The following is a 23,979-nucleotide window of genomic DNA, read 5'->3' as shown; positions in this document are numbered from 1 at the left end:
GCTCACCAGATCTTCTGTTCGCCGTTCTCGCCGGCCGCCAGCACCATCTCCCGGACCACCTGGAAGTTGGTGAGTCCGCGTTCCAGCTGGAGCTTCTCCTGCCGGTCCATGGACGCGTAGAACTGCTCGATGTGCTCCCGGCGGCCCATGAGCGTCTCCTTCTCGATCTTCTTCTGGAGCTGCATGGCGCCGAAGATGATGGACTCGGGACGGGGGGGGCAGCCGGGGACGTACACGTCCACGGGGACCACCCGGTCGATGCCCTGGAGGGTCGCGTAGGTGCGGTACATCCCCCCCGAGGAGGCGCACACGCCCACGGAGACCACCCACTTGGGTTCGGCCATCTGGGCGTAGACCTGGCGGAGGATGGGGGCCTGCTTGTTGGTGATGGTGCCCAGCACCAGGAGCATGTCGGACTGCCGGGGGGAGAAGCGCAGGGCCTCGGCCCCGAACCGGGAGAAGTCGTAGCGGGAGGCCATCATGGACATGAATTCGATGGCGCAGCAGGCCGTCCCGAAGGGCAGCGGCCAGAGGCTGTTCTTGCGGGCCCAGTTCACCACCGCGTCCAGGCGGGTGGTCATCACCGTATCGTCGAGGTTGATGGCCGCCATGTCAGCGCTCCCAGTCCAGGGCGCCCTTGCCCCAGGCGTAGACGTAGCCCACCAGGAGGGTCCCCACGAAGCTAACCCCCGCCCAGAAGGTCCAGAGGTGCGCCTTGTACTGGACCGCCCAGGGCAGCAGGAAGGCGGCTTCCACGTCGAACAGGATGAAGAGCATGGCCACCAGGTAGAACTTGACGCTGTAGCGGTGCCGGGCCCCCGCCTGGAGGGGGGGCGCCCCGCATTCGTAGGGGGTGAGCTTGTGGCCCTTGGGGTTGTCGGGCTTCATCAGCCCGGGCAGGATCCAGCCCGACACCACGAGGATCGCCGCCCCCACGATGGCCGAGAGGATGAGCAGGAGCAGGATCGGCAGGAAATAGGATACGGGTTCGGTCATGGTGGGTTCCGGGGCGGCGTGGCGCCTCAGAGATCATAGCGTCATCCTCCGGATATTGGCTCCGGTACTCGTTATAATCCCCCCCATGGCCGTCCGCGATTCCCAGACCGTCGTTTTGAGCCGTCAGGCCATCCTCCTGGTGACCGCGGTGGGCGTGGGCCTCCTGACCCTGTGCTACGTGCTGGGGGTCCAGGTGGGCAAGCAGAGCGCCGCCCTCCGCCGGCCCCTGTCCCGGGACACCGGGGAGGAGCTGGAGGAACTCCCCGCCACCATGGCCGAACAGCTCAAGGCCCTCGAGCAGTCCGGCTCCGGCGCCGGCTTCGAGAAGCCGCAGGAGCCCAAGGCCCCTGAAGCCCCCAAGGCCAAGGCCCCCGAGCCTCCCAAGCCCGAGGCGAAGAAGCCCGAGCCCCCGAAGAAGGAGGACGGCCGCTGGACCCTCCAGCTGGTTTCCACGCCCGACGCCGCCGAGGCCCGGACGGTCGCGGGCAAAGCCAAGGCCGCGGGCTTCAAGACCGAGACCCTTTCCGAGAAGGGCCTCTTCAAGGTCCGCCTGGCCACCGCCACGAAGCGCGACGCCGCCGACGTCTCCATGCAGAAGCTGAAGAACCACGGGTTCAAGCCTTTCGCCATCAAGGTGGACTGATGAAGAACATCATCCCGTCCCTGCTCCCCATTCCGCGCTTCATCGAACAGGGGGAGCAGGTCCGGCTGCCCCATGCCCGGAAGGTCTTCCCCTTGCGGAACATCCACTTCCGGGACGTGCGGGCGGTGGGGTTCGACATGGACTACACGCTGAGCCACTACAAGTCCCCGGAGATCGAGGAACTGGCCTACTGCCATTCCGTACGCCTCCTGGTGACCGAAAAGGGCTACCCGGCCCGGCTCCTGGACACCCACTTCGATCCCGCCTTCGCCATCCGCGGTCTGGTGCTGGACGGCTCCCGGGGCAACCTCCTCAAGCTGGACAGCGCCCGGCAGGTGGTGCGGGCCTGCCACGGCAGCCGGCCCCTTGGGCGGGAGGAGGTGGACGCCATCTACGGGAGAAGGCGGCTGGTGTCCCGCGCCGGGGCCTTCCGGAGCATCGACACCCTGTTCGAGATCCCCGAGTGCCACCTCTACGCCGTGCTGGTGGACGCCCTGGACGGGGGAGAGCTCCCGGGGCGGGACTACCTCCAGGTCTTCCAGGACGTGCGCTGGGCCATCGACTCCGCCCACCGCAACGGGGTCATGAAGGCGGAGATCCTGGCCAACCGGGAACTCTTCATCCTCCGGGACCCGGACCTTCCCACCGCGCTGGACCGCTGGAAACGGGCGGGCAAGAAGCTGTTCGTGGTGAGCAACAGCGAATGGAGCTTCACTGAGGGGGTGCTCAGCTTCCTCCTGGACGGGCAGGATCCGGCCCGCCCCCTTTGGACCGACTACTTCGACCTGGTCGTCGTCAGCTCCCGGAAGCCCGTTTTTTTCCTGGAAACGCCCCCCGCCGAGCCGCTCCCCGGGCAAAAGGCCGCCTATTCGGGGGGTAATGCGCTATGGATGGAGGAGTTGCTGGACGCCAGGGGGGAGGAAATCCTCTACGTGGGGGACCATATCTACGGCGATATCCTCCGGTCCAAAAAGAATGTTTCCTGGCACACCATGCTGCTCATTCCGGAGCTGGCCTGGCAGCTTGAGCAACTGGAAGAACAGGCAACCGAATTGCAGGATTTCCTTCGTCTGGAGTCCGCCCGGCGGAAATCGGAGATTCGGGCCTCCCTCCTTGAGAACTTATATAAAAGAAATAGGGAACATCGGCACCTCCTGGCCCCCCGGGTTTCCCATGAAGCCCTCCAAGCCTTGGACTTGGAAGCCAGGGCCATGAAAGACGAAATTGACGCTTCACGAACCGCCACCCAGGCCCAGGCCCTGGAAATCGCAAGTCTGGATGCCCGGCTGGAATCCACCTTCAATGCCCGATGGGGGTCCATTTTCCGCGATGGGTATGAACAAACCCGTTTCGCGGATCAAATTCAAACGTATGCTTGCGCATATACCGGGCGAATCAGTAATCTGTACCTGGTAGATCCCTCTACGGCTCTTTATGCACCGGTGCCGACACTCCCGCACGAACGGATCTGACTTCTTTTTCACAGTCAAGTTCCTGGCCGGCCTTGGAACAAAGCTCCATCTCTTTTCATCAAAGGGTCGTGCCGTTGCATATTGTGGGGCATTTAAGTCAATCTTAGGACGACAGTAGGAGTGATCCAATTGAAGCGATTCGATTCAAATTCCGACGCCCCACTCTCCGTCTCCTCGTTGGGAGACCGCATCAAGGCGGTTCGTCTCACCTGGCGATGGTCGCAGGAGGAGATGGCCGAGGCCCTGCGCGTTGATCAGGCCTCCATCTCCTTCTGGGAGCGGGACAAGATCAAGCCGTCCGGGTCCGCCATCGTGGCCCTGGCCTCCCTTTTCCGAACCAGCACCGAGGCCCTGGAGGAGGGCACGGGGTTCCGCATCCCCGATCCCCCGTCCCATCCCGAATCCGCCAAGGTGGACCGGGAATTCCCCCGGAGCGTCAGCCTCCCCGCCGGCAGCGAGGATGTGGTGATGGTCGTGGATCTGGCCGACGGGTCCTCCAAGGGCAAGCAGCTGTCCGAAGCCATGATGAGCCTCGTCCAGGGCGTCAAGGACAGCCGGCGCGTCTGGGTGGTCCTGGAGTAGGGCTACTGCATCTCGGCCTTGAACTCTCCCAGAAGCCTCGGGAGCCAGCGTTCGATTTGCCGGCGGAACTGATTCACCATGCCTTCCGGGGAATCCCCCTGGACGATGACGATGGGCACGGTGCGGGTCAGGGGGGCGCCGCCCCCTTCCGTGAGGGTCAGCTTGGCCTCCATGCGGTAGGTCACGCCGCTGTAGATGTCCAGGTCCGTGAAGATGAACTCCGGCCCCCTGGCGCCGCCCGCGAAGGCGAGGTCCAGCACCAGATCCGGGTCCATCTCCCGGGCGATGAGCCCGCAGGCGGTCACCTGGGTCTTCAGGTAGGACTCCACCCCCAGGGGAAGGTCCACGTTGGAGCGGACGGACATGGCCGTCTTCGAGAAGTCCACGGGGGGAAGGTCCGCCTGGTTCAGCTGGTCCATGCGGAGGTCGACGGCCGCGCGCTCGGCTTGGAGGGCTGGCCGGAGGTCCGCCCCCACCCCGGTCACGGCCAGGAGGGCGATGGACTCGTCCAGCCTGTCCAGGTCGAGGGTCATCTTCCGGAACTTCCACAGGGCCTTGCGGCTCAGCTCCCGGCCCAGGCGGGCGCGGCTCTGCCCGACCCGGTCCAGGCGGCTGGCCAGGGTGGTGCGGGCCAGCGACAGGTCCAGGTAGGCCAGGGCATAGACGGTACGGGCGCCGGGGTCGGTGAAGGTCTGCTCCACCACCAGGCCGGGCAGATCCTCCGCCCGGGCGCCCACGCTCACGTCGTCCCGGACCACACGCTCGCCTGACCCCACGGTCGCAAGGCCTTCCCGCTTCAATTCGGCGGTGCGGGTGGCGACGCTGGTCTGCCCCTTGACCGTGGCCCGGAGGCGGGTCACCACCTCCAGGCGCGCGCGGTCCGAGGCCCGGGTGATGGACTGGCCCTCCCGGGCGCCCAGGTCGGCGGTGCCCATGGCGTACAGGCGACCGGGTGCCTCCGGCAGCCGCCCCACCCAGTCGGGGCGGGCGGAGGGGGCGGGCTGGAGGGACAGGGCGGCGGAGAGGAGGAGCGCTGGAAACATGGCCATCTCCCAGATTGTCGGTCGTTCGGCCTAGTTTGCCAGCACGTGCCGGATGGCCGCCACCACCTGGTCCTGGTCCGCTTCGGTGAGGCCGGGCCAGAGGGGCAGGCTCATGAGGCGCTCGCCGCTCCACTCGGTGTGGGGCAGGCCCTCCGCGGGCAGGGCGTGGGCGTGCTCCCGGTAGAAGTCCCGGTAGAAGCTGTGCACGTGGGCGGGGCGGTAGTGGATGCCGGTTCCGATGTTCTCGTCCTTGAGCCGGGCCACGAATGCGTCGCGGTCCATGCCGGCCACTTCGGGCCGGATCCGCGCGACGAACAGGTGGAAGCAGTGCTGGTGGACCTCGTCCCCGGGCACGGGGAGCACGAGGGCCTCCACGTCCCCGAGCAGCTCGAGGTAGCGGCGGAAGAGTACGCCGCGGCGCTGGTTGAAGCCGTCCAGCTTCTTGATCTGGTGGAGGCCCATGGCGGCCTGCAGGTCCATGAAGTTGGCCTTGCGGGCGGGTTCCGTGACGTCGAAGTGGGGGCTGCCCTCCTTGGACTGGCGCTTCCAGGCGTCGCGCTCGATGCCGTGGAAGCGAAGGCGCTTGATGCGGGCCTCGAACGAGCCGTCGTGGAAGGCGATGCCTCCGCCCTCGCCGGTGGTCATGTTCTTGTTGGGGTGGAAGCTGTACACGGAGAAGACGGAGCGGGGGTCTGAGCCGATCCTGCGCCCGCGGTAGGCGGCGCCCATGGCCTGGGCCGCATCCTCCACCACCCAGAGCCCGTGGGCCTGGGCGATGCGCCACACCTCGTCCATGGGGGCCGGCAGGCCCGTGAGGTGCACGGGGATGATGCCCCGGGTGCGGGGGGTGATGGCCGCCTCCAGCCTGGAGGGATCCAGGTTCAGGGTGACCGGGTCGATGTCCACCAGCACGGGCACGCCCCCCTGCAGGAGGACGGTGCTGAGCGTGGACACCCAGGTGAGGGCCGTGGTGATGACCTCGTCCCCGGGCCGGATGCCCAGGCACTGCATGGTGATCTCCTGGGCGGTGGTGGCGCTGTTCATGACGAGGCAGTGGGGAACGCCGTTGTACTCCTGGAGGGCCTCCTCGAAGCGGCCCGACTTGGGCCCGGTGGTGATCCAGCCGGACTCGATGGAATCGATGATCTCTGCGATCTCCTCCTGGCCCACCATGGGCCGGGTGAAGGGGAGGAACGCCTCCCTGCGGACATAGGACATGACGGCTCCGTGAAGGTGAAGGGTGATTCTAGCGGGCCTCGCAGGCCTGGAGGGTGTTGGCCATGAGGCCGGCGATGGTGAGGAGCCCCACGCCGCCGGGCACGGGCGTGATGGCGCCGGCCACGGCCGCGGCTTCCGCGAAGCGCACGTCCCCGCAGAGAACGCCGCCCTTCTCCTTCAGGATCCGGAGCTTGCCGGGGTCCGCCGCGAAGATGGCCTCGCCCAGGGCCGGGTCCTCCACGCGGTTGATGCCCACGTCCAGGACGACGGCCCCGGGCTTGATCCAGGAGCCCTCCACCATTCCGGGCCGGCCCACGGCGGCCACCAGCAGATCGGCCTCCCGGCAGAGCGCGGGCAGGTCCCGGGTGCGGCTGTGGGCCATGGTGACGGTGGCGTGCCGCTCCAGGAGCATGAGCGCCATGGGCTTTCCGACGATCTCGCTGCGGCCCAGGACGACGGCGCGCATGCCCTTGAGGTCGATGCCGTAGGTCGCGAGCATGTTCATGCAGGCTGAGGGGGTGCAGGGGCGGAGCCCGGGGAGGCCCTCCAGGAGCAGGCCCTGGTTCAGGGGGTGCAGGCCGTCCACGTCCTTGGCGGGATCGATTCCGTGGGTGGCCCGCCGCGCGTCCAGTCCCGCCGGGAGGGGCAGCTGGACCAGGATGCCGTCCACCAGGGGATCCCGGTTGAGCCCGGCGACCACCGCCTCCAGCTCCTCCTGGGAGACGCCCTCCGGGAGGCGCCGTTCCACCGAGCGGATGCCGGTGCGGGCGCAGGCGGCCACCTTGCCACGCACGTAGACCTGGCTGGCCGGATCGTCGCCCACCAGCACCACCGCCAGGCAGGGGGCGCGCAGCCCCCGGGCCGCCCGGGCCTCCACGGCCGAGGCCACCTCGCCCAGCATGCGGTCCGCATGGGCCCTTCCGTCGAGAATCGTGGTCATGATGGCGCTCCCGGAATCCATGGTGCCCTCAATCGGCGACCTTGTCTTGGGGCGGGATGGTTTGTGCCTCAAGGATATTTCGCTTGTTATGCGGCACGAAGGACGATATTCTTCTCCGTTGAATTCGGCCTGGATTTTTCCGGGCTCCAGGGCAATCGGTGGAACCCGGCCGCTGCACCCAGAGCTTTGGAGAGCCTTGTCGGGTGGGTTCAGCCCGCCCCAACAGCTTTTAAGGTTTCCCCCCCATGGATGTGAAAAAACTCAAGGACCCCGTCGAACGGCAGCTGGCGCTGCTGGGATTCGAGCTGGTGTGCCTGGAGACCGCCAAGGAAGGCCGGGACGACATCCTGCGCCTCTACATCGACCACCTGGACCGGGGGCCGGAGGGCGACCGGGCCATCACGCTCGACGACTGCGTGGCCGCCAACGACGGGCTCGTCACCTGGCTGGACGTGGAGTTCCCCAACCTGCGGGAGACCATGAACCTGGAGATCTCCAGCCCGGGCATCGAACGCCCCCTCACCAAACCCGACCACTTCCGCCGGTTCCTGGGCAGGCTCTGCCGCGTGCAGACCGCGAGCCCCATCAACGGCCAGAAGCGCTTCAAGGGATGGATCACCGAAGTCACGGAGGAGGCCGTCGTCCTGGAAGAGGACAACGCCCTCAAGACCGTGCCCTTCGAGTCCGTCCAGAAGGCCCGCCTCGCTCCCTTCGACGAGGACAAGGCCCCCAAACCCCGGCACGTGCCGGAACAACCGACAGCTGCCCGCGTAGAGAAAAGCGCCGGCAAGGAGACCGCATGGCACTCGTAGCAACCAGTTTCTTCGATTCCGTGAAGATGATCGCCGCCGAGAAGGGCATTCCTGAAGAGGACGTGTTCAAGGCGGTGGAGGAGTCCCTCGTCAAGGCCGCGGAGAAGTACTTCCAGAGCTTCGACTTCTACGGCAACTTCCAGGCCCAGATGGACCGGGAGACCGGCGAGTTCCACGTCTACGCCCTCAAGATGGTCGTGCCCATCGTCGAGGAGGAGGACCTGGAGATCAGCCTCGAGGAGGCCCAGGCCCTGAACCCCGACGCCGCCGAGGGCGACACCCTCTGGCTGCCCCAGGACACGAGCCAGCTGGGCCGCATCGCGGCGCAGGCCGCCAAGCAGGTCCTGGTGCAGAAGGTGCGCGAGGCCGAGCGCGACCGCATCTTCACCGACTTCGCCGACCGCATCGGCGAGGTGGTGGTCGGCGAGGTCAAGCGCTTCGAGAAGAGCGCCATCATCCTCGAAGTGGACCGGGTGGAGGCCATGCTCCGGCGCTCCGAGGCCCTGCGCGGCGACCGCTTCGACAAGGGCCAGCGCATCAAGGTCGTCATCTCCGCCGTGGACAAGTCCGCCAAGGACCCCCAGGTGCAGGTGAGCCGCACCGATCCCCGGCTCCTGATCAAGCTCTTCGACCAGGAGGTCCCCGAGATCCACGACGGCACGGTGGTCATCCGCTCCTGCGTGCGGGAAGCCGGTGACCGCGCCAAGGTCGCCGTGCACTCCCTGGACCCCGACGTGGATCCGGTGGGCGCCTGCGTGGGCCTCAAGGGCAGCCGCGTCCAGGCCATCATCCGCGAGCTCAAGAACGAGAAGATCGACATCGTCCGCTTCGACGAGGACAGCAGCCGCTTCATCGCCAACGCCCTCAACCCGGCCAAGGCCCTGCGCGTCACCGTCACCGACCTGGAGCACCGCCGGGTGGAAGTGGTGGTGGACGACGAGCAGCTCTCCATCGCCATCGGAAAGCGGGGCCAGAATGTTCGCCTCGCCGCCAAGCTGACTGGCTGGAACATCGACGTTCGCAGCGAGGCCGAGAAGCGCCGCGACACCGAGGCCGCCATGGGGCAGGCCCTCTCCGAGGCCCCCCTTGTGGAGGAGGCTCCCAAGTCCAAGATTCCCGAAGAATTGGGAGCAGTCGAAGGCCTCACCGAGGCCATCGTGGAAAACCTCGCCGCCGCCGGTCATCTGGATATCAAATCCCTGTACACTATGACCGTAGAGCAACTGCTCGCCATCGAAGGCATGGATCAGGACTTGGCCTTCCGTCTCATCGACGCCGTGCACGCCCGGTTCGGAGAGTAGACCCTGGGCCCCTCCCGGTTATCTCCTCCGCCCCTTCCACCTATCGAGGTAAGCCCCTTCATGCTGCGCATCAACCAATTAGCAAAAGAGCTTGGCGTGAGTAATCACGAAGTGATCGACGCCCTCGAAAAGCGCCTGAACATCCAGGGCAAGAGCCACAGCTCCAACCTCACGGACGACCAGGTCCAGTCGGTGCGTCGCGTCATTGAGAACAAGCCCCGGACCCACGAGGAGCCCGCGGTCCAGCCGCGCCCCGTGATCCAGACGCCCGTGCGGGTGGTGAAGTCCGTGACGCCGGCCCCCGCTCCCGTCCCCCCTCCGCCGCCCCCGGCGCCGGCCGTGCTCATCAAGAAGGCCGAGCCCGCCGTTCCCGCTCCCGTGGCCGAGCCGGCGCCCGTGGCCGTTCAGCCGCCCGCCCCCGCGGAATCGCCCGCCCAGGCCCCCGTGCCGGTGGAAGTGCGCGCCTCCGAGCCTGCGGCCGAGCCCGCCAAGGCCCCCGCCCAGGAGACCTTCAGTCGTCTGCGCGTCTCCCAGGCCCCCGCCCCCGTGGCCAAGGCCCAGGAACCCGCCCGCTACATCCAGCTGCCCCAGCCCGCCCCGCCCCGGATCCGTCCGGAAGCCGGCGCCCGGCCCGTGATCCAGCGCCCCGGCCAGCAGCCCCAGGTGCAGCGCTCGGGCCAGCCGCAGCCCGAGAAGACCGTCCTGCCCATGGCCACCAACACCGGCAAGGGCGAGATCCGCCACGAGCCCACGGCCCCCGCCCCCTCCCGGCGTCCCTTCATCCCGCCCTCGATCACCGAGCTGCGGCCCGAAGGCGGCTTCACCCGCATCAAGATGTCCGACACCCCGGCCCCGGCCCCCAAGACCACCGAGCCGGCCCGGTACATCCAGCTCCCGCAGGCCCGTCCCGCGGGCGGCGCCCCCCGCCCCGGCGGCCCCGGCGCGCGTCCCGGCGGTCCTTCCCGGCCCGGCATGGGCGGGCCCTCCCGTCCCGGCATGGGCGGACCATCCCGTCCCGGCGGTCCCGGAGCCCGCCCAGGCGGCCCCGGCGGTCCCCGTCCCGGAGGTCCCGGCAGGCCCGGCGGCCCCGGCCGCGGCCCCTCGCTGCCCGCCACCACCGCCATCGACCCCAACGCCCAGAAGGGCCCGGGCCGCGGCGGCCACTTCACCGGCAAGAAGAAGGACGACAAGCGCAGCAAGGCCGAGCGCCTCGCCGAGGAGCTCGAGCTCAAGCTCAGGCAGCCCCGCAGCCGCGCCCAGCAGATCGCCACGGAGTACGTGAACGACGAGATCGGCATCGTGATGCTGTCCGAAGGCGTCTCGGTGAAGGAACTGGCGGAGAAGTGCAACCGCCCCGCCAAGGACGTCGTGGCCAAGCTCCTGCACCGCGGGATCTTCGCGACCATCAACCAGCCCCTGGACACGGAGCTGGCCAAGGAGATCGCCCGGGAGTTCGGGTACCTGGCCGACATCGTCTCCTTCGAGGAGGACGTGCAGATCGCCGCCGAAGAGGGCAGCGACGTGCAGGGCGAGAAGCTTCCCCGGCCTCCCGTCGTCACCATCATGGGCCACGTCGACCACGGCAAGACGTCGCTGCTCGACGCCATCCGGAAGAGCAAGATCGCCGCGGGCGAAGCCGGCGGCATCACCCAGGCCATCGGCGCCTACCACGTCAACGTCAAGGACGGCACCGAAGGGGCCCGCCGCCAGGTGGTCTTCATCGACACGCCCGGCCACGAGGCCTTCACCAAGATGCGCGCCCGGGGCGCCAAGGTCACCGACATCGTCATCCTGGTGGTGGCGGCGGACGACGGCGTCATGCCCCAGACCATCGAGGCCATCAACCACACCAAGGCCGCCGACGTGCCCATGGTCGTGGCCATCAACAAGATCGACAAGCCCGGCGCCAACCCCGAGAAGGTCGAACAGATGCTCCTGCAGTACGGCATCCAGACCGAGGCCTTCGGCGGCGAGATCCCCTGCGTCAAGGTGAGCGCCAAGACCAAGGAAGGCCTGGATCTCCTGCTGGAGACCCTCCTCCTGGTGGCCGACCTCAAGGACCTCAAGGCCGTCTACGAGTGCGCCGCGGCCGGCTCCATCCTGGAAGCCCGGCTCGACCGCGGGCGGGGCCCCGTGGCCACCGTCCTCGTGCAGCAGGGCACGCTCCACGCCGGCGAGATCTTCGTGGCCGGCGCCACCATGGGCCGCGTGCGGGCCATGTTCAACGACCGCGGCGAGAAGGTGACGGAAGCCACCCCCTCCATGGCCGTGCAGATCCTCGGTTTCGAGGCCGTGCCGGTATCCGGCGACAACCTCCAGGTGGTCGAGGACGAGGCCAAGGCCCGCAACATCGTGTCCTTCCGGCAGGAGAAGGCCAAGGCGGCCGCGCAGATCAAGCAGCGCGTCACCCTGGAGAACCTCTTCTCCACCCTCAAGGACGGCCAGATCAAGGAACTGCCCCTCATCATCAAGGCCGATACCTCGGGTTCCGTGGAATCCCTGGTGGGCAGCCTCGAGCGCCTCTCCACCGAGAAGGTGCGCGTGCGCATCATCCACGCCGCCGCCGGCACCGTCACCGAGAACGACGTCCTGCTGGCCGAGGCCTCCAAGGCCACGGTCATCGCCTTCTCCGTGAAGGCCGAGCGCAAGACCGAGGAACTCGCCCAGGAAGAGGGCGTGGACATCCGGTTCCACGAGATCATCTACAAGGTCACGGAGGAGATCACCGCGGCCATGATGGGCCTGCTGGACGCCGAGGAGCGCGAGACCATCCAGGGCCTCGCCGAGGTCCGGCAGATCTTCCGCGTGGGCAAGTCGGTCATCGCCGGCTCCTTCGTCACGGAAGGCAAGGTCCAGAAGCCCTTCAAGGTCCGGGTCAAGCGCGGCCCCGACACCCTCTGGGAAGGCGGCATCAAGACCCTCAAGCGCTTCAAGGACGACGTCCACGAAGTGAAGAACGGCCTGGACTGCGGCATCGACCTGGACGGCTACACGGGCCTGAAGGAAGGCGACCTCCTGGAGTTCTTCACCCGGGAGAAGTTCGCCGCCACCAGCCTGGGCTAGAATTGTCCTGAACCTGGATGCCGATCGGCGCACAATCCTGGTAGGGTCCATCCATGCGAAAACAGCGCGGCTTCACGCTACTTGAACTTCTCACGGTGATGACCATCCTGGCCATGCTGGCCACGGTGGGCATCGTGGGCTACCGCCGTCACACCAAGGCCGCCAAGGAAGCCGTCCTCAAGGAGGACCTCTTCCAGCTCAACCACTGCCTGGAGCAGTTCCGGGCGGACAAGGGCAAGTATCCCACCGCCCTCGACATGCTGCGGACCCAGGGCTACATCCGGGATATCCCGGTGGACCCCATGACCCAGTCCAAGGACACCTGGGTGACCGAGTTCGAGACCCCCGACACCGACAGCCCCGACGCGGAGGTGGGCATCTTCCGCATCCGCAGCGGGTCCCAGGACCTGGGCGAGAACCAGATCCCCTATAACGAATGGTGAGCATGAAACCCCTGGTCCGCACCGACGCCGCAGCCGCCGGCATTCTCATCCTCTGGACCGGCATGGTCCTGGGCTTCGCTTTCCTGGTCGCCCCCCTGCTCTTCTCGATCCTCCCCAGCCGGGACGTGGCCGGCCATATCGCCGGTCGTGTGGTAGGCCGCCTGGACTGGATGGCCTGGGCCGCCTTCGGCGTCGCCGGCGCCCTGGCGCTCTTCCCCCGCTGGCTGAAGGAGATCCGCGAGGATCAGCCCGTGGGCCCCCAGCGCCTCTGGGCCGCCACGCTCCTGGTGACCCTGCTCATGTGCTTCACCAGCCAGTTCATCGTCAGCCCCGGCCTGGAACGCATCAAGGCCCGCATGGACGGCCCCGTGGAGGCCCTGGCGAAGGAGCACCCGGACCGGGTGGCCTACCAGAAGGCGCACGGGATCTCCCGGCAGTTGATGTTCATTCGCCTGCTGCTGGCCCTCGGCCTGGCCGCCGGAGTGGCCTGGCTGCCCAGGGAAGCCAAGGAATCCTGAGCTCTTTTCTCGGCGAACCTCGGCCCCTCGGCTACCTCGGCGATGCCTTCTTTTCCCAAAACCTGCGGCGCAACCGTTCAATGCGCCGCAAGGTCAAGAAACTGAATGCATCGCCGAGGTAGCCGAGGGGCCGAGGTTCGCCGAGGAAGAATGGGCTACAGCTTGAACCTGCTCACGAGGTTCTTCAGGCCTTCCGCCACGGAGGCCAGGTCGTCCGAGGTCCTCGCCACCTCCCCCACCGCCGTGGACAGCTGGTGGGCCGCGGTGGCGTTCTGGTCCAGCTGGCGGGCCGTCGTGTCCATGAGGTGGCCCACGCGGCCGCTGGTCTGGGCCTGTTCCCGGCTCAGCGTGCCGATCGTCCCGATGCGGCCGGCGATGCCGGAAATGCGGGCGCGCACCGCTTCCAGGTGCTCCAGCGTGATCTTCACGCTGGCGCCGCCTCCGGCCACGGCCTCCTCCGTGAGGCGGAGGATCCCCTCGATCTCCCGGGCGGCCTGGGCGCTGCGTTCGGCCAGCTTGCGCACCTCCTCGGCCACCACGGCGAACCCCTTGCCGGCGTTGCCGGCCTTGGCGGCCTCGATGGCGGCGTTCAGGGACAGGAGGTTGGTCTGCCGGGCGATGCCCTGGATCGCCTGGACGGCGGTCACGATGCGGGTGGTGGCCTCCTGGATGGCCCGCATCCCTTCGGCGGTGCCCCGGCCCTCCCGGGCCCCCTTGTCCGTGTCCTCCACGGCCGCGCCGGCTTCGGTGCCGGTGTGGCTGGACTGGGCAGCCATGGTCTCTGCGTTCTCGTCCAGGATCCGCAGGGCATCCTGCACGCCGCGGCCGGCGTCCCTCAGGCCCGCGCTGACATGGGCCACCTCCCCCACGGACTGGGTCATCTGCTCGGCGCTGGCCGCCAGCTCCATGCTCCCGGAAGCCACCCGCTGGGAGGCCAGGTTCACGTCCAGAAGGGCCCGGTTCAGTTCTCCGGCCATGCGGTTGAAGGCCCCTGCCAGCTGCCCGATCTCGTCCCCCGTAAGCACTTCGGCCCGGGCGGTGAGGTCCCCCCCGGCCATGCGCCCGAAGGCGGCCGAGAGCCCCAGGAGGGGCGTCAGGACGTTGCGCCGCACGGAGAAGGTGACCATCCAGCTCACGACGGCCAGGAGGGCCAGACCGGCCGCCGCGGTCACCAGCCGGGTGCGGGCCACGCTGCGCTCCAGGTCGCCGGTGGGCACGGAGACGCCGAAGGCCGCCACCAGGTCGCCGGGCTTGCGGTCCTTGAAGGCGTCCATGCCCACGGCGCCGTGGCACAGGATGCACTCCTCCTTCAGGCGCGCGGGGGCGAGGGTGTACTTGAAGTCCTTCCCGTCCTCCTTCAGGTTCCCCTTGCGCAGCTCGAGGCCGGGGTCGGCGGCGAAGGCGTCCATGGACGCCCGCTCGAAGTCGCCCGCGACGCCCGGGGCGTAGCGCCCCGGCTCCACCCGGTGGTAGGCCATGCCGTGGGCCGCGCAGTAGGCCTGGGCGGTGGCGTGGAACATGTTCCGGGAAGCCACGGACATGGTGGTGAGGTTGTCGTCGAAGGCCCGCTCCATGAGGGTGGACTCCTGGGAGCCCACCACCCAGGCCGCCACCAGGACCACCAGGGCCAGGACGACCCCCACCGACAGGAAGATCTTGAAGGACAACTTCGTGTTGTTCATCGCGGGGACTCCGTGGAACCTGCTTCCTGATCGGTTCGGAGCGGAAAATAGTTGACTATTGAACTACGGATTTGGTTCGGGCCGATAGCCCTTTCTCGGCTTAATGTTTTTTAACAATTCATATCTTGACCCGGGTTTTGCAAACGCCAATCATGACCTAAATCCCAACCGGGCGTCCGGAACGCCTTTCAGCCCATTTCCACGCCATTTCCCCACCGAAGGAGGGAGCAATGCGTCTTCGCCACCACCTCTCGCTTGCCGGCCTCGCCCTGATCCTGGGCGCCGGCAGCATCCCCGTCCTGGCCGACACCCCGGTCGCAGTCGCCCCCGAGGAACCCCAGACGGTCTCCCTGGTCTTCAAGCTCCGCAACACCCAGCTCCTCGAACGCTTCATCGAAAACAGCGTCGATCCCGACCACTGGGGCTTCCGCCATTTCCTCTCCACCCGTGAGTTCGCAGAAAACTTCGGACCTCTGGACTGGCAGTTCCACGAGGTGCTCGCCTTCATGAAGAAGAACGGCATCACCATCAACGAGATCTACGACAGCCACATGATCGTGCGAGCCACAGGCACCGCCTCCCAGTTCAGCGCCCTCCTGTCCACCGACCTCGTGACCTGGAAGGAAGGCCGCCACCGCTATCAGCGGCCCACCCGCAGGCCGAAGGTCCCCAAGGAGATCGGGGACATCGTGCTGATCGTCGCGGGGCTGGACACCGAGCCCGCCGTGCATTCCCACACCGTCACGACCGCCCGGGCCCAGGACGCCGCCATGGGCGAGGCTGCCACGCCCCTGGTGATGCCCGTTCCCGGCACCCTGGCCACCAACACGCCCGGCAGCTACACCGTGGGCGACGTGGCCAACTTCTACAACATCAACCCCCTCTATGCCCGCAACATCACCGGCAAGGGCACGACCCTGGGCATCGCCACCCTGGCGACCTTCAACCAGGCCGACGCCTACAAATACTGGTCGGCCATCGGGCTGCCCGTGCTGGCCAACCGCATCACGGAAATCCCCCTGGACGGCGGCACCGGCACCGACGGCTCCGGCGAGACGACCCTCGACGTCCAGCAGTCCGGCGGCATCGCCCCCATGGCCAGGATCCTGGTCTACGAGGCCCCCAACACCACCTCCGGCTTCATCGACCTGTTCTACAAGGCCGTCTCCGACAACAAGGTGGACTCCCTCTCCGTGAGCTGGGGCTCCGCGGAGGTCTACCTGGACGGCGACACCGCCACCGCCTACAAGCAGGTGATGATGCAGGCCGCGGCCCAGGGCATCCCCGTCATCGCCTCCTCGGGCGATTCGGGCGCCTTCGACCTGAACCGCAACTGGTTCACCCCCTACTACTCCCCCATCAACTCCGTGAACCACCCCGCGTCCGATCCCTACGTCACGGCCGCAGGCGGCACCACCCAGGCCGTGGTCATCCCGCGCGCCCACGGCACCGTGACGGTGCCCCAGGAGCGGCCGTGGGCCTGGAACTACCTCGAGGAGTACTACGTCAAGTGGTTCGGCCAGTTCTACTACGACTACAACCTGTTCCCCGTGGGCGGCGGCGGCGGCGTGAGCTGCTACTTCGAGGCTCCCCACTACCAGCATGGCCTGGCCGGCAGGCAGCGCACGCCCGCGGCCTTCAACAGCCTCTTCTTTTACCCCAGCTACCCCAGCCAGACCGGCGCCGAGCTGTTGCTCACCATCGACCCCGGCTACGCAGGCCGCAACCTGCCCGACGTCTCGCTCAACGCCGACCCCTTCACGGGCTACATCACCTGCGAGGGCGGCCTCTTCTATGCCGGCAATGGCGGGACCAGCTTCGTGGCGCCCCAGCTCAACGGCATCGCGTCCCTGCTCACCCAGGCCGCAGGCCACCGCATCGGCTTCCTGAACCCGCAGCTCTACGATATCTACAAGAAGCACGGCTACGGCGCCAGGAGCCCCTTCAACGCCATCACCACCGGCGACAACCTCTACTGGAAGGCCATTCCCGACTACAACCCGGCCTCCGGCATCGGCACGCTGGACGTGACCCGGCTCGAAGGCCTCATCAACAAGCGCCGCCACTGAAAGGCGGCCCCGCCCCGGCCCCCGGTCCCCTGGACCGGGGGCCGGTCCCGTTTCAGAGCTCCCACGCCTCGGGGGTGCGGGGCCGGGGGGGGCCGGGAATCAGTTCCAGGAGCCACTCGCGGATCTCCTCCACCCCGTCCCGGGTGAGGGCGCAGGTGAGGACGGCCTCGGGGTGGGCGCGCTTGAGGTCCAGGCGCCGGGGACGGGTGAGGCGGTCGGCCTGGTTGAGCACCAGGAGCCGCGCATGGTCCTCGCACCCGATCTCCTTGAGGGTGGCGCCCACGACCTTCAGGTGCTCCTCCAGGTCCGGGCTGGAGGCGTCGGCCACCACCAGGAGGGCCTCGGCGGTGCGCACCTCGCCCAGGGTGGACCGGAAGGCGGCCACGAGCTGGTGGGGCAGCTTGCGGATGAAGCCCACGGTGTCCGAGACCAGGGCCTGCCGGGGCTCGCCGGTGGTCTCGTCCACGCCCAGCCAGGCCTTGCGGGTGGTGGTGTCCAGGGTGGCGAAGAGCATGTCCCGGGGCTCCCCCTCCCCGGTCAGCGCCTTCAGGATGCTGGTCTTGCCGGCGTTGGTATAGCCCACCAGGGCCACCCGGGGGGCCTTGGGGCTGCGGCCCTGGCCCTGGGTCTTCCGGACCCGCTGCAGGTGCTCCAGCTCCTTCTTGAGCTGGCTGATGCGCAGGCGGGTCATGCGGCGGTCCACCTCGATCTGGGTCTCGCCGGCGCCGCCCCGGACCCCAACGCCGCCCACCTGGCGTTCCAGATGGGTCCAGGCGCCCTTGAGGCGGGGCAGCTCGTACTCGTACCGGGCCAGCTCCACCTGGGCCTTGGCCTCCCGGGTCTGGGCCCGCTGCTCGAAGATGGCCAGGATCAGACCGGTGCGGTCGAGGCAGGTCATGCCGGTGGCCTTTTCCAGATTGCGGATCTGGCTTCCGGAGAGGTCGTTGTCGCACAGCAGCAGGGTGGCGCCCAGGTTCCGGGCCTTCTGGGCCACCGCCTCGATCTGGCCCTTGCCGTAGAAGGTCCGGGATTCCACCGTCGCCCGTTTCAGGCGCTCGCGCCCCGCGGGCTCCAGCTCGCAGGCCCGGGCCAGTTCTTCCAGTTCGGCCAGATGCACTTCGATATCATTATCCCGGTCCTGGGGTCCTTGGTGGGCGATCAGGAAACATCGGGGAATGAGCTCTGGCATAGGCAACGAGGTTACCATCAATTTCTGAGTTCACTTCAGTTCAAGGGCAGGTTCCGGCGGGCCGATGCTAGCATCAGGAAACCGTGAGGGCATATGGCCATTTTTGGCTTCGGCAAGGACAAGAAGGACGGCGGGGGTTCCCAGGAACTGGTTCTGGCCTATCTGGAGGACGCCCAGCGCGTGCGGGCGCCCTTCACGCTGTCCGGGCCCCGCAAGGCGGAGGTGTCGGCCATCCTCCAGGGCATCGACGAATCCGAAGGCACGGCCACCTTCCAGACCACCGGGCCCCTGATCGCGGAGAAGGGCAACGCCGTCGAGCTGATCTTCATCCAGGAAGGGCTGCGCATCGGGGGCTCGGCCCGCCTCCTGGAGACCCGCAGCGGCGTGGCCGTCCTGGAACTGCCCGACGCCCTGGAGCTGAAGGAGCGCCGGGGCGCGCCCCGGGCCCGGCTCAACCCCAAGGAGGGCGCCACGATCACGGCCCTCACGGGGCTCTTCGACGGCGTGGGCATCACGGGCGTCATCGAGAACATCTCCGAGACGGGCGCCCGGGTGCGGGTGGAGAAGGGCATGGCCATCAAGGGCGAGAAGCGGCTGCCCCTGGGCACGGCGCTGGTGCCGGTGGGCCAGCCCTTCATGCTCATCAAGCTCAACAAGCTCCCCAAGTGCCCGGCAGCCATGGAGCTGGAAGGGAAGGCCGTCTACCTCGACGCCGGCGGCGGCGGACTGACCATGGGCTTCTCGTTCTCCCGGCCCAAGGCGGACGTGGCCGCGGCCCTGCGGGGCCTGGTGGCCTCCCGCACCTCCTCGGTCCCCTCGTCGCTGCCGGCCAAGTCCCGGCGCAAGGCCGAGGCCGCGGCCTCCGGCGCGCTCGCGGACGAACCCCTGGTGCGCCCCAGGCCCCCGGAAGAGCCCAGGCCCAGGCCGGTGGAGGCCAAGCCCGAGGCGCCCAAGGCCGAGGCCCCCAAGGCCCCGGAACCCCCGCCCCCCGAGGAGGAGGCCCAGCCCGCCGCCAAGAGCGACAGCCTCGTGCGCCTGAAGAAGCGCAGCCGGGCCGTGGTGGCCCTTTCGCGCACCGCGGCCTTCGACGACATCCTCAGGAGCTTCCTCCAGGAGGACGGCTACGGGCGGGTGCTCACCACGACCTTCCCGGAGGAGGTCTTCGAGCTCCTGCGCCAGCCCAACCTGGGGGTCCTGCTCCTGGACGGGAACATGTCGGTCGTGGAGTCCCTGGAGTTCGTCAAGCGCCTCCAGGGGGCCTGCGAGGACCTGCCGCCCATCGTCCTGGCGGCGGAGGACATCTCCACCGCCATCGTCCTGGCCGCGCGCAGGAACGGCGTGGCGCAGCTGGTGGTGAGGCCCTACGCGCTGGACGCCACGTTCTCCGCCCTGCTGAGCGAGCAGGTCACCTTGAAGTAGAGGAGCCGCCATGCATCCGCGACGCTGGGCCGCGCTGCTCGCCCTCCTCCTCCCGCTCCAGGCCCAGGAGACGCCCCACCCCAACCGGCTGGCCTGGCTGATGATCTTCCCGGAGCCCCTGCCCGAGGGGGTCACCCAGTTCTCGCTGGAGGCCACCAACCAGTTCCTGCGGTCCGACCGCCGGGACATCACGAACAACGGGACCACCCACGCCCATCTCCAGGGCGAGGAATGGCAGCTCACGTCGGACCTGGCCGGGGGGCTGGGCCCCGGGCGCTTCAATGTCCGGACCCGCCTGGTCTACCGCTCCTCGGGCCTCGCCTCCCGGGCGATCATGAACTGGCACGACCTCCTGGGCGTGGAGCAGGGCGGCCGGGACCAGGACCCCACCTTCGACGACCGCTACCACCTGGAGCGCAACGGGGTCACGGTCTTCGACCTGGAAAGGCCCCGGCTGCAGGTGCAGGGCGTGGACCTGGGCTACGTGCTGCCCTGGGGGGACCGCCGCCGGGGCGGACGCGCCGGCCTCACCGCCCAGGTGCCCACCGGGCACGCCTCCGAGTTGCAGAGCAGCGGCGGCACCAACTTCCTGGCCGGCGCTGCCGCCTGGACGTCCTTCGGTCCCTTCCGCGCCTGGGCCCAGGGCGAGGAGATCTGGATCAGCCTCCCGCGGCACAGCCCCCTGCGCACGGTGGTGACCCGCGGCCAGTTCTGGCGGGCGTGGGCCGGCCTGGCCTGGCAGGGCCCGGGCGGCTCCTTCTGGAAGGGCTTCGGCCTGGACCTCTCCTTCGCGTACAACGAGACCCCCTACCGCACCCACCTCACGCGGGTGGACAAGTACGGGCTGCAGCAGACCTGGGTCTTCAGCCACGAGCGGCTGCCCCGCTGGCGCTTCGGCTTCACGGAAAAGGGAGGGACCTTCGCCACCCCGGAGATCACGGGGTTCGTCACCTTCAGGCCGTAGGGAACCCGCATCCCGGAGGCCACACCTAGACGGCACGGAGGTGGGCCTTGAGGCGTTCGCTCGCAAGCGCGGTCCTGGCCGGGGTTCCGGGCCTGGCCCAGGTGCAGGTGACCCCGCCGGCGGTGGTGCTGGGATCCGGCCAGACCTGCGCCTTCCGGGCCACCTTGGCCCAGGCCCCCGGCGCCGTGCCAACCAGGTCCCCGTCCTGGGCCCGGGCGGCCCAGGATCCCTCCCAGTGGCGCTGGACGCTCCCGGACGGGGGCCGGGGCACCCTCGACGGGCGGGGCGTCTTCATGGCGCCGGCCGAGGGGCGGCCCCACCGCACGCGGGTCCGCGCCACCCTCGCGGGCTGCCCGGACATCTGGGGGGAGGCCGTGGTGACGTCCCTCCCCCTGCCCGAAGTCCCCGTGGACCTTGTGGGGCAGGTGCTCGGCCCCGACTGGGCGTCCCCCTACACCGCCGCCCTGCCCTTCATGGACTGGGACACCCGCCGGCGTCCCGGCGCGGCGCTTCCCATGCGGGACACCATCCGGGCCCAGCCCCTGGAGGTGGGCTATGGCCTGCCCGCGCAGCTCACGTGGAAGCCCCGCCCGGTTTCTGCCGGCACGCTGCTCACCTGCCGGCAGGGCGCGGAGACCGTGCGGCGCGACGTCTCCGGGCAGGACCGGGCGGTCCTCACCCTGAACGCCTGGGCCGACCTGTGCCGGGTGGAGTCGCTCGTCCCGGACCCGGACACGGCCTGGGCCAGCTGCGTGGAAACCCGGCCCCTCCTTCCCCGGGGCCTGTTCCCCTGGCCGGGCCGCCCTGAAACCCCCTCGGCCGGGTTCAGCGAGCCCTCCGGCCTGGCCGCCCTGAAGCCGGGTCACGGCCCCCAGGGCGCCGCCCTGGTGGCCGATGCCGGGGACCATGTCCTGCGGGTCCTGGACGGGGAGGGCGAGGTTCGGACCTGGTGCGGGGAACCGGGCCAGCCGGGCCACCTGGACTCGCCCGTGGCCCGGAGCTGCCTGGGCCGCGCGCTGGCCTTCCTGACGGGGGCCCGGAAGGGTCCCGTCCGGTTCAACCGGCCCACCTTCCTGACCCTGGCCCGGATGGCCTGGGGGGACATGCCCTGGCGCCTGCTGGTGGCCGACAGCGGCAACCACGTCATCCGGACCGTGGCGGCCGACGGCACCGTCGGAACCCTCGCGGGCATGCCCGGCGAAGCGGGACATGCCAATGCCGCCGACGACCCGGGCCTGGCCCGCTTCAGCACGCCGCTGGGCCTGGCCTGGAACCGGCTGGACGCGACTCTGTACATCGCGGACCAGGGCAACGCGGCGGTGCGCAGGCTGGACCTGTCCGGCCGGGTCTCCACCTTCGCCGGCCAGCCCGGCAACCCGGGCACCCGGGACGGCCTGCCCCGCACGGCCCAGTTCACCAACCTCAAGGGGATCGTGCTTCCTCGTCGTTTGGCCGACCGGACCAGGCTCTATGTGCTGGACGGCCACGCGGTGCGGGAGATCAACCTGGGAAACGGCAGGGTGACCACACGCCTCGGACAGGTGGATGCCCCGGGCTTCCGGGACTTCGGCCCGGCCCCGGAATCCCGTCTCGTTCCCTGCCTGAACGACCCCTGGGACATCAAGGCGTGCCACCCCGGCTACCTGATCGCCGACCGCGGCAACAACGCCGTGCGCCTGTGGCAGCCGGACCAGGGCACCCTCACCACCCTGGCAGGCGACCCCGCCCTCGGGGTCACGCGCTGGGGCCTGCTCCGGGACGGCATGACCGTGCCTCTGGACGAGGCCTATGCCGGCATGGACGGACCACGAGCGATCCTGCCCCTTTCGCGGAGCCGCTCCCTGGTCGCGGCGGGGACGGCGGTGGCAAGCCTCGGCCTGGGGGGCCCGCCCCAGGCCTGGAAGGTCGCCCTGGAGTGCGCCGTGGACCCCCGGGGCGGAACCTGCCAGGCCCGCTTCACGATGCAGGGCGGCCCGAACGATATCCTGCCCGTCGCCTATACGGCCGACTTCCTGGAGCCCGACGGTACCCTGGCCGAACGGCGCACCGGCGACGGCTTCACCTGGCAGCCCATCAAGGCCGATGGCGTTTTCGCCCAGTCCGGTACCGGAACCGTCGTGGTGCGCTGCGTGACCCATCAGGGCCGCTCCGCGGGGGCGAAGGCCGATGTGGTGATTCCCTAGGCGTTCAGGGCCCGGCCGTACACGGCGCGGGCCGCCTCGGGGAAGGCCTCGTTGAGGGTGGGGTGGGGGTACATCGTGTTGATGAGCTCGTCCACGGTGAATTCGCCGCCCAGCAGCGCGAGGCTCGAGGCCACCAGTTCCGTGGCCTTGGGGCCGACGATGTGGATGCCGAGGATCTCGCCGTACGTCTTATCGGCCACGATCTTCACGAAGCCGTGGGGCTCGCCGATGATGTTGGCCTTGGCCAGAGGCATGAAGGGGAAGGAGCCCACCTGGACGTCGTAGCCCTTGTCCCGGGCCTGGGCCTCGGTGAGGCCGATGCAGCCCACCTCGGGGTCGCAGTAGGTGACGCTGGGCACCCGGTCGTAGTTGATGGGGTGGGGGTGCGCGTCCCTGCCCAGTTCCTTCGCGGCGTGCTCGGCGGCGACGATGCCCTCGTCGGAGGCCACGTGGGCCAGCATGGGGGTGCGCACGATGTCGCCGATGGCGTAGAGGCCGGGCTCGGCGGTGGCGAGGAAGGCGTCCACCTCCACGAAGCCGCGGTCCACCACGGCCTTGGTGGCTTCGAGGCCCACGCCGGCGGTGACCGGGCCGCGGCCCACGGCCACCAGCAGGTGGCTGCATTCCACCACGCCGCCCTTGTCGCCCTCCAGGCGGCAGACGACCTTGTCGGGGAAGCGCTCGATGGAGGCGATCTTCGTCTTCACCCGAACGTCGATCTTGTCCTTCTTGGCCAGGATCTTCGCCAGCTCCTCGCCCATGGCGGCGTCCTCGATGGGCAGGATCCGGTCCATGAACTCCACCAGCGTCACCTTGGAGCCCAGCCGCGCGAAGACCGAGGCGAACTCCACGCCGATGGCGCCCGCGCCCAGGATCACGAGGTGGCTGGGCAGCTCGGTCATGTCCATGAGGTGGTCGCTGTTCACCACGCGCACGCCGTCGGTCTCCATGCCGGGGAGTTCCTTGGGCACGGAGCCCGTGGCCAGGATGATCTTCCGGGCCTCGTGCGTCTCCCCCGCCACGTCCACCTTCCCGCCGCCCAGGAGCCTGCCGGCGCCCTTGAGCACGGTGACCTTGTTCTTCTTCATGAGGAACTCGACGCCCTTGCCGTTCTTCATGACGATGCGGTTCTTGCGCTTCACGATGGCGGCAAGGTCGGCCCTGAGGGCCGAGACGTCCACGCCGCCGATGCCGTACTCGGCGAGGTCGGACATCTGGTCGTACCGGTGGGCCGTCTCCAGCCAGGTCTTTGCGGGAATGCAGCCCCGGCGCAGGCAGGTGCCCCCCAGGCCCGCGGGATCCTTTTCCACGATGGCGGTGGCCAGCCCGAGCTGGGCGCCGCGGATGGCCGCGATGTAGCCTCCGGGGCCGGAACCGATGACGATGAGGTCGAATTGGGCCATTGCCGCACTCCTGGAAGGTCAGAAAGATCCAACCCCCAT

The 23,979-nt window shown here is 68.8% G+C and carries 20 protein-coding genes; 12 read left to right on the top strand and 8 right to left on the bottom strand.

The window, feature by feature from the left end:
• Window positions 1–2: 2 nt before the first annotated feature.
• Together ACZ5MC_RS01900 and ACZ5MC_RS01895 are read right to left on the bottom strand one after the other, a co-directional pair.
• Window positions 3–611: an NADH-quinone oxidoreductase subunit B gene (locus ACZ5MC_RS01900; RefSeq protein ID WP_306598566.1), complete on the bottom strand. Its 609-nt coding sequence runs from the start codon at window positions 609–611 to the stop codon at window positions 3–5.
• Window position 612: 1 nt separating this feature from the next.
• Entirely contained in the window at window positions 613–996 is a 384-nt protein-coding gene (locus ACZ5MC_RS01895) for an NADH-quinone oxidoreductase subunit A (protein ID WP_306598565.1), read from the bottom strand.
• An 85-nt stretch (window positions 997–1,081) separates the two neighbouring features.
• Here ACZ5MC_RS01895 and ACZ5MC_RS01890 point away from each other — a divergent pair, with 85 nt between their 5' ends.
• The 3 genes from ACZ5MC_RS01890 (at window position 1,082) to ACZ5MC_RS01880 (ending at window position 3,693) form a co-directional block, all read left to right on the top strand.
• Window positions 1,082–1,639: an SPOR domain-containing protein gene (locus ACZ5MC_RS01890; RefSeq protein ID WP_306598564.1), complete on the top strand. Its 558-nt coding sequence runs from the start codon at window positions 1,082–1,084 to the stop codon at window positions 1,637–1,639.
• Window positions 1,639–3,111 carry an HAD-IG family 5'-nucleotidase gene (locus ACZ5MC_RS01885; protein ID WP_306598563.1) on the top strand — a complete coding sequence of 491 codons (1,473 nt, stop codon included), beginning with the start codon at window positions 1,639–1,641 and terminating at the stop codon, window positions 3,109–3,111. Before ACZ5MC_RS01890 ends, ACZ5MC_RS01885 begins: the two co-directional genes overlap by 1 nt.
• Window positions 3,112–3,231: 120 nt before the next feature.
• Window positions 3,232–3,693, top strand: a complete 462-nt coding sequence (locus ACZ5MC_RS01880) for a helix-turn-helix domain-containing protein (RefSeq protein WP_306598562.1) — start codon at window positions 3,232–3,234, stop codon at window positions 3,691–3,693.
• A 2-nt stretch (window positions 3,694–3,695) separates the two neighbouring features.
• Here ACZ5MC_RS01880 and ACZ5MC_RS01875 read toward each other — a convergent pair whose 3' ends face one another.
• Genes ACZ5MC_RS01875 through folD form a run of 3 tightly spaced genes read right to left on the bottom strand, consistent with a single transcriptional unit; the run spans window position 3,696 to window position 6,894 of the window.
• Window positions 3,696–4,736 (bottom strand): hypothetical protein, encoded by a 1,041-nt coding sequence (locus tag ACZ5MC_RS01875; RefSeq protein WP_306598561.1) that lies wholly within the window; start codon window positions 4,734–4,736, stop codon window positions 3,696–3,698.
• Between the two features lie 30 nt (window positions 4,737–4,766).
• Complete coding sequence (locus ACZ5MC_RS01870; protein ID WP_306598560.1) at window positions 4,767–5,954, bottom strand: DegT/DnrJ/EryC1/StrS family aminotransferase; 1,188 nt, start codon at window positions 5,952–5,954, stop codon at window positions 4,767–4,769.
• A gap of 28 nt (window positions 5,955–5,982) precedes the next feature.
• Window positions 5,983–6,894, bottom strand: coding sequence for a bifunctional methylenetetrahydrofolate dehydrogenase/methenyltetrahydrofolate cyclohydrolase FolD (gene folD / locus ACZ5MC_RS01865; RefSeq protein ID WP_306598559.1), 912 nt, complete (start codon window positions 6,892–6,894; stop codon window positions 5,983–5,985).
• A 245-nt stretch (window positions 6,895–7,139) separates the two neighbouring features.
• On the opposite strand from folD, the gene ACZ5MC_RS01860 reads away from it, so the two are divergent.
• From ACZ5MC_RS01860 to ACZ5MC_RS01840, 5 genes are read left to right on the top strand one after another with little or no spacing between them, the layout of a single operon-like run.
• Entirely contained in the window at window positions 7,140–7,706 is a 567-nt protein-coding gene (locus ACZ5MC_RS01860; protein ID WP_306598558.1) for a ribosome maturation factor RimP, read from the top strand.
• The gene (nusA, locus tag ACZ5MC_RS01855) at window positions 7,694–9,007 is read left to right on the top strand and encodes a transcription termination factor NusA (protein ID WP_306598557.1); all 1,314 of its coding nucleotides are present in this window, start codon (window positions 7,694–7,696) and stop codon (window positions 9,005–9,007) included. Before ACZ5MC_RS01860 ends, nusA begins: the two co-directional genes overlap by 13 nt.
• Before the next feature lie 60 nt (window positions 9,008–9,067).
• Complete coding sequence (gene infB, locus ACZ5MC_RS01850) at window positions 9,068–12,070, top strand: translation initiation factor IF-2 (protein ID WP_306598556.1); 3,003 nt, start codon at window positions 9,068–9,070, stop codon at window positions 12,068–12,070.
• A 53-nt stretch (window positions 12,071–12,123) separates the two neighbouring features.
• Window positions 12,124–12,513 (top strand): type II secretion system protein, encoded by a 390-nt coding sequence (locus ACZ5MC_RS01845; RefSeq protein WP_306598555.1) that lies wholly within the window; start codon window positions 12,124–12,126, stop codon window positions 12,511–12,513.
• A gap of 2 nt (window positions 12,514–12,515) precedes the next feature.
• Window positions 12,516–13,031 carry a DUF4149 domain-containing protein gene (locus tag ACZ5MC_RS01840; protein ID WP_464516903.1) on the top strand — a complete coding sequence of 172 codons (516 nt, stop codon included), beginning with the start codon at window positions 12,516–12,518 and terminating at the stop codon, window positions 13,029–13,031.
• Between the two features lie 155 nt (window positions 13,032–13,186).
• Here ACZ5MC_RS01840 and ACZ5MC_RS01835 read toward each other — a convergent pair whose 3' ends face one another.
• The gene (locus ACZ5MC_RS01835) at window positions 13,187–14,713 is read right to left on the bottom strand and encodes a methyl-accepting chemotaxis protein (RefSeq protein WP_464516902.1); all 1,527 of its coding nucleotides are present in this window, start codon (window positions 14,711–14,713) and stop codon (window positions 13,187–13,189) included.
• Between the two features lie 230 nt (window positions 14,714–14,943).
• Between ACZ5MC_RS01835 and ACZ5MC_RS01830 the strand changes: the two genes are divergently transcribed.
• On the top strand, window positions 14,944–16,782 hold the full coding sequence (locus ACZ5MC_RS01830) for a S53 family peptidase (RefSeq protein WP_306598552.1): 1,839 nt from the start codon (window positions 14,944–14,946) through the stop codon (window positions 16,780–16,782).
• Between the two features lie 52 nt (window positions 16,783–16,834).
• On the opposite strand, the gene hflX is transcribed toward ACZ5MC_RS01830, so the two are convergent.
• Window positions 16,835–17,971 (bottom strand): GTPase HflX, encoded by a 1,137-nt coding sequence (gene hflX / locus ACZ5MC_RS01825; protein WP_306598551.1) that lies wholly within the window; start codon window positions 17,969–17,971, stop codon window positions 16,835–16,837.
• Between the two features lie 93 nt (window positions 17,972–18,064).
• On the opposite strand from hflX, the gene ACZ5MC_RS01820 reads away from it, so the two are divergent.
• Genes ACZ5MC_RS01820 through ACZ5MC_RS01810 form a run of 3 tightly spaced genes read left to right on the top strand, consistent with a single transcriptional unit; the run spans window position 18,065 to window position 22,537 of the window.
• Entirely contained in the window at window positions 18,065–19,390 is a 1,326-nt protein-coding gene (locus ACZ5MC_RS01820; protein WP_306598550.1) for a hypothetical protein, read from the top strand.
• A 10-nt stretch (window positions 19,391–19,400) separates the two neighbouring features.
• Window positions 19,401–20,354 carry a DUF3187 family protein gene (locus ACZ5MC_RS01815; protein ID WP_306598549.1) on the top strand — a complete coding sequence of 318 codons (954 nt, stop codon included), beginning with the start codon at window positions 19,401–19,403 and terminating at the stop codon, window positions 20,352–20,354.
• A 47-nt stretch (window positions 20,355–20,401) separates the two neighbouring features.
• The gene (locus tag ACZ5MC_RS01810) at window positions 20,402–22,537 is read left to right on the top strand and encodes an NHL repeat-containing protein (protein ID WP_464516901.1); all 2,136 of its coding nucleotides are present in this window, start codon (window positions 20,402–20,404) and stop codon (window positions 22,535–22,537) included.
• Here ACZ5MC_RS01810 and lpdA read toward each other — a convergent pair.
• Window positions 22,534–23,940, bottom strand: coding sequence for a dihydrolipoyl dehydrogenase (gene lpdA, locus ACZ5MC_RS01805; protein WP_306598547.1), 1,407 nt, complete (start codon window positions 23,938–23,940; stop codon window positions 22,534–22,536). The two genes, ACZ5MC_RS01810 and lpdA, sit on opposite strands and share 4 nt — an antisense overlap.
• Window positions 23,941–23,979: the final 39 nt, after the last annotated feature.

This window comes from Mesoterricola sp. JemC181, assembly GCF_055384585.1.
The sequence above is the reverse complement of the archived record's forward strand: the minus strand, read 5'-3'. Positions and strand labels throughout refer to the sequence as shown.

What these genes read in the sequence shown, in the direction of transcription:
- ACZ5MC_RS01815 (WP_306598549.1), top strand. Translation starts at nt 19,401, where the DNA reads ATGCATCCGCGACGCTGGGCCGCGCTGCTCGCCCTCCTCCTCCCGCTC.
- ACZ5MC_RS01830 (WP_306598552.1), top strand. Translation starts at nt 14,944, where the DNA reads ATGCGTCTTCGCCACCACCTCTCGCTTGCCGGCCTCGCCCTGATCCTG.
- lpdA (WP_306598547.1), bottom strand. Translation starts at nt 23,940, where the DNA reads ATGGCCCAATTCGACCTCATCGTCATCGGTTCCGGCCCCGGAGGCTAC.
- ACZ5MC_RS01895 (WP_306598565.1), bottom strand. Translation starts at nt 996, where the DNA reads ATGACCGAACCCGTATCCTATTTCCTGCCGATCCTGCTCCTGCTCATC.
- folD (WP_306598559.1), bottom strand. Translation starts at nt 6,894, where the DNA reads ATGACCACGATTCTCGACGGAAGGGCCCATGCGGACCGCATGCTGGGC.
- ACZ5MC_RS01870 (WP_306598560.1), bottom strand. Translation starts at nt 5,954, where the DNA reads ATGTCCTATGTCCGCAGGGAGGCGTTCCTCCCCTTCACCCGGCCCATG.
- ACZ5MC_RS01860 (WP_306598558.1), top strand. Translation starts at nt 7,140, where the DNA reads ATGGATGTGAAAAAACTCAAGGACCCCGTCGAACGGCAGCTGGCGCTG.
- nusA (WP_306598557.1), top strand. Translation starts at nt 7,694, where the DNA reads ATGGCACTCGTAGCAACCAGTTTCTTCGATTCCGTGAAGATGATCGCC.
- ACZ5MC_RS01835 (WP_464516902.1), bottom strand. Translation starts at nt 14,713, where the DNA reads ATGAACAACACGAAGTTGTCCTTCAAGATCTTCCTGTCGGTGGGGGTC.
- ACZ5MC_RS01890 (WP_306598564.1), top strand. Translation starts at nt 1,082, where the DNA reads ATGGCCGTCCGCGATTCCCAGACCGTCGTTTTGAGCCGTCAGGCCATC.
- infB (WP_306598556.1), top strand. Translation starts at nt 9,068, where the DNA reads ATGCTGCGCATCAACCAATTAGCAAAAGAGCTTGGCGTGAGTAATCAC.
- hflX (WP_306598551.1), bottom strand. Translation starts at nt 17,971, where the DNA reads ATGCCAGAGCTCATTCCCCGATGTTTCCTGATCGCCCACCAAGGACCC.
- ACZ5MC_RS01840 (WP_464516903.1), top strand. Translation starts at nt 12,516, where the DNA reads ATGAAACCCCTGGTCCGCACCGACGCCGCAGCCGCCGGCATTCTCATC.
- ACZ5MC_RS01900 (WP_306598566.1), bottom strand. Translation starts at nt 611, where the DNA reads ATGGCGGCCATCAACCTCGACGATACGGTGATGACCACCCGCCTGGAC.
- ACZ5MC_RS01875 (WP_306598561.1), bottom strand. Translation starts at nt 4,736, where the DNA reads ATGTTTCCAGCGCTCCTCCTCTCCGCCGCCCTGTCCCTCCAGCCCGCC.
- ACZ5MC_RS01885 (WP_306598563.1), top strand. Translation starts at nt 1,639, where the DNA reads ATGAAGAACATCATCCCGTCCCTGCTCCCCATTCCGCGCTTCATCGAA.
- ACZ5MC_RS01820 (WP_306598550.1), top strand. Translation starts at nt 18,065, where the DNA reads ATGGCCATTTTTGGCTTCGGCAAGGACAAGAAGGACGGCGGGGGTTCC.
- ACZ5MC_RS01845 (WP_306598555.1), top strand. Translation starts at nt 12,124, where the DNA reads ATGCGAAAACAGCGCGGCTTCACGCTACTTGAACTTCTCACGGTGATG.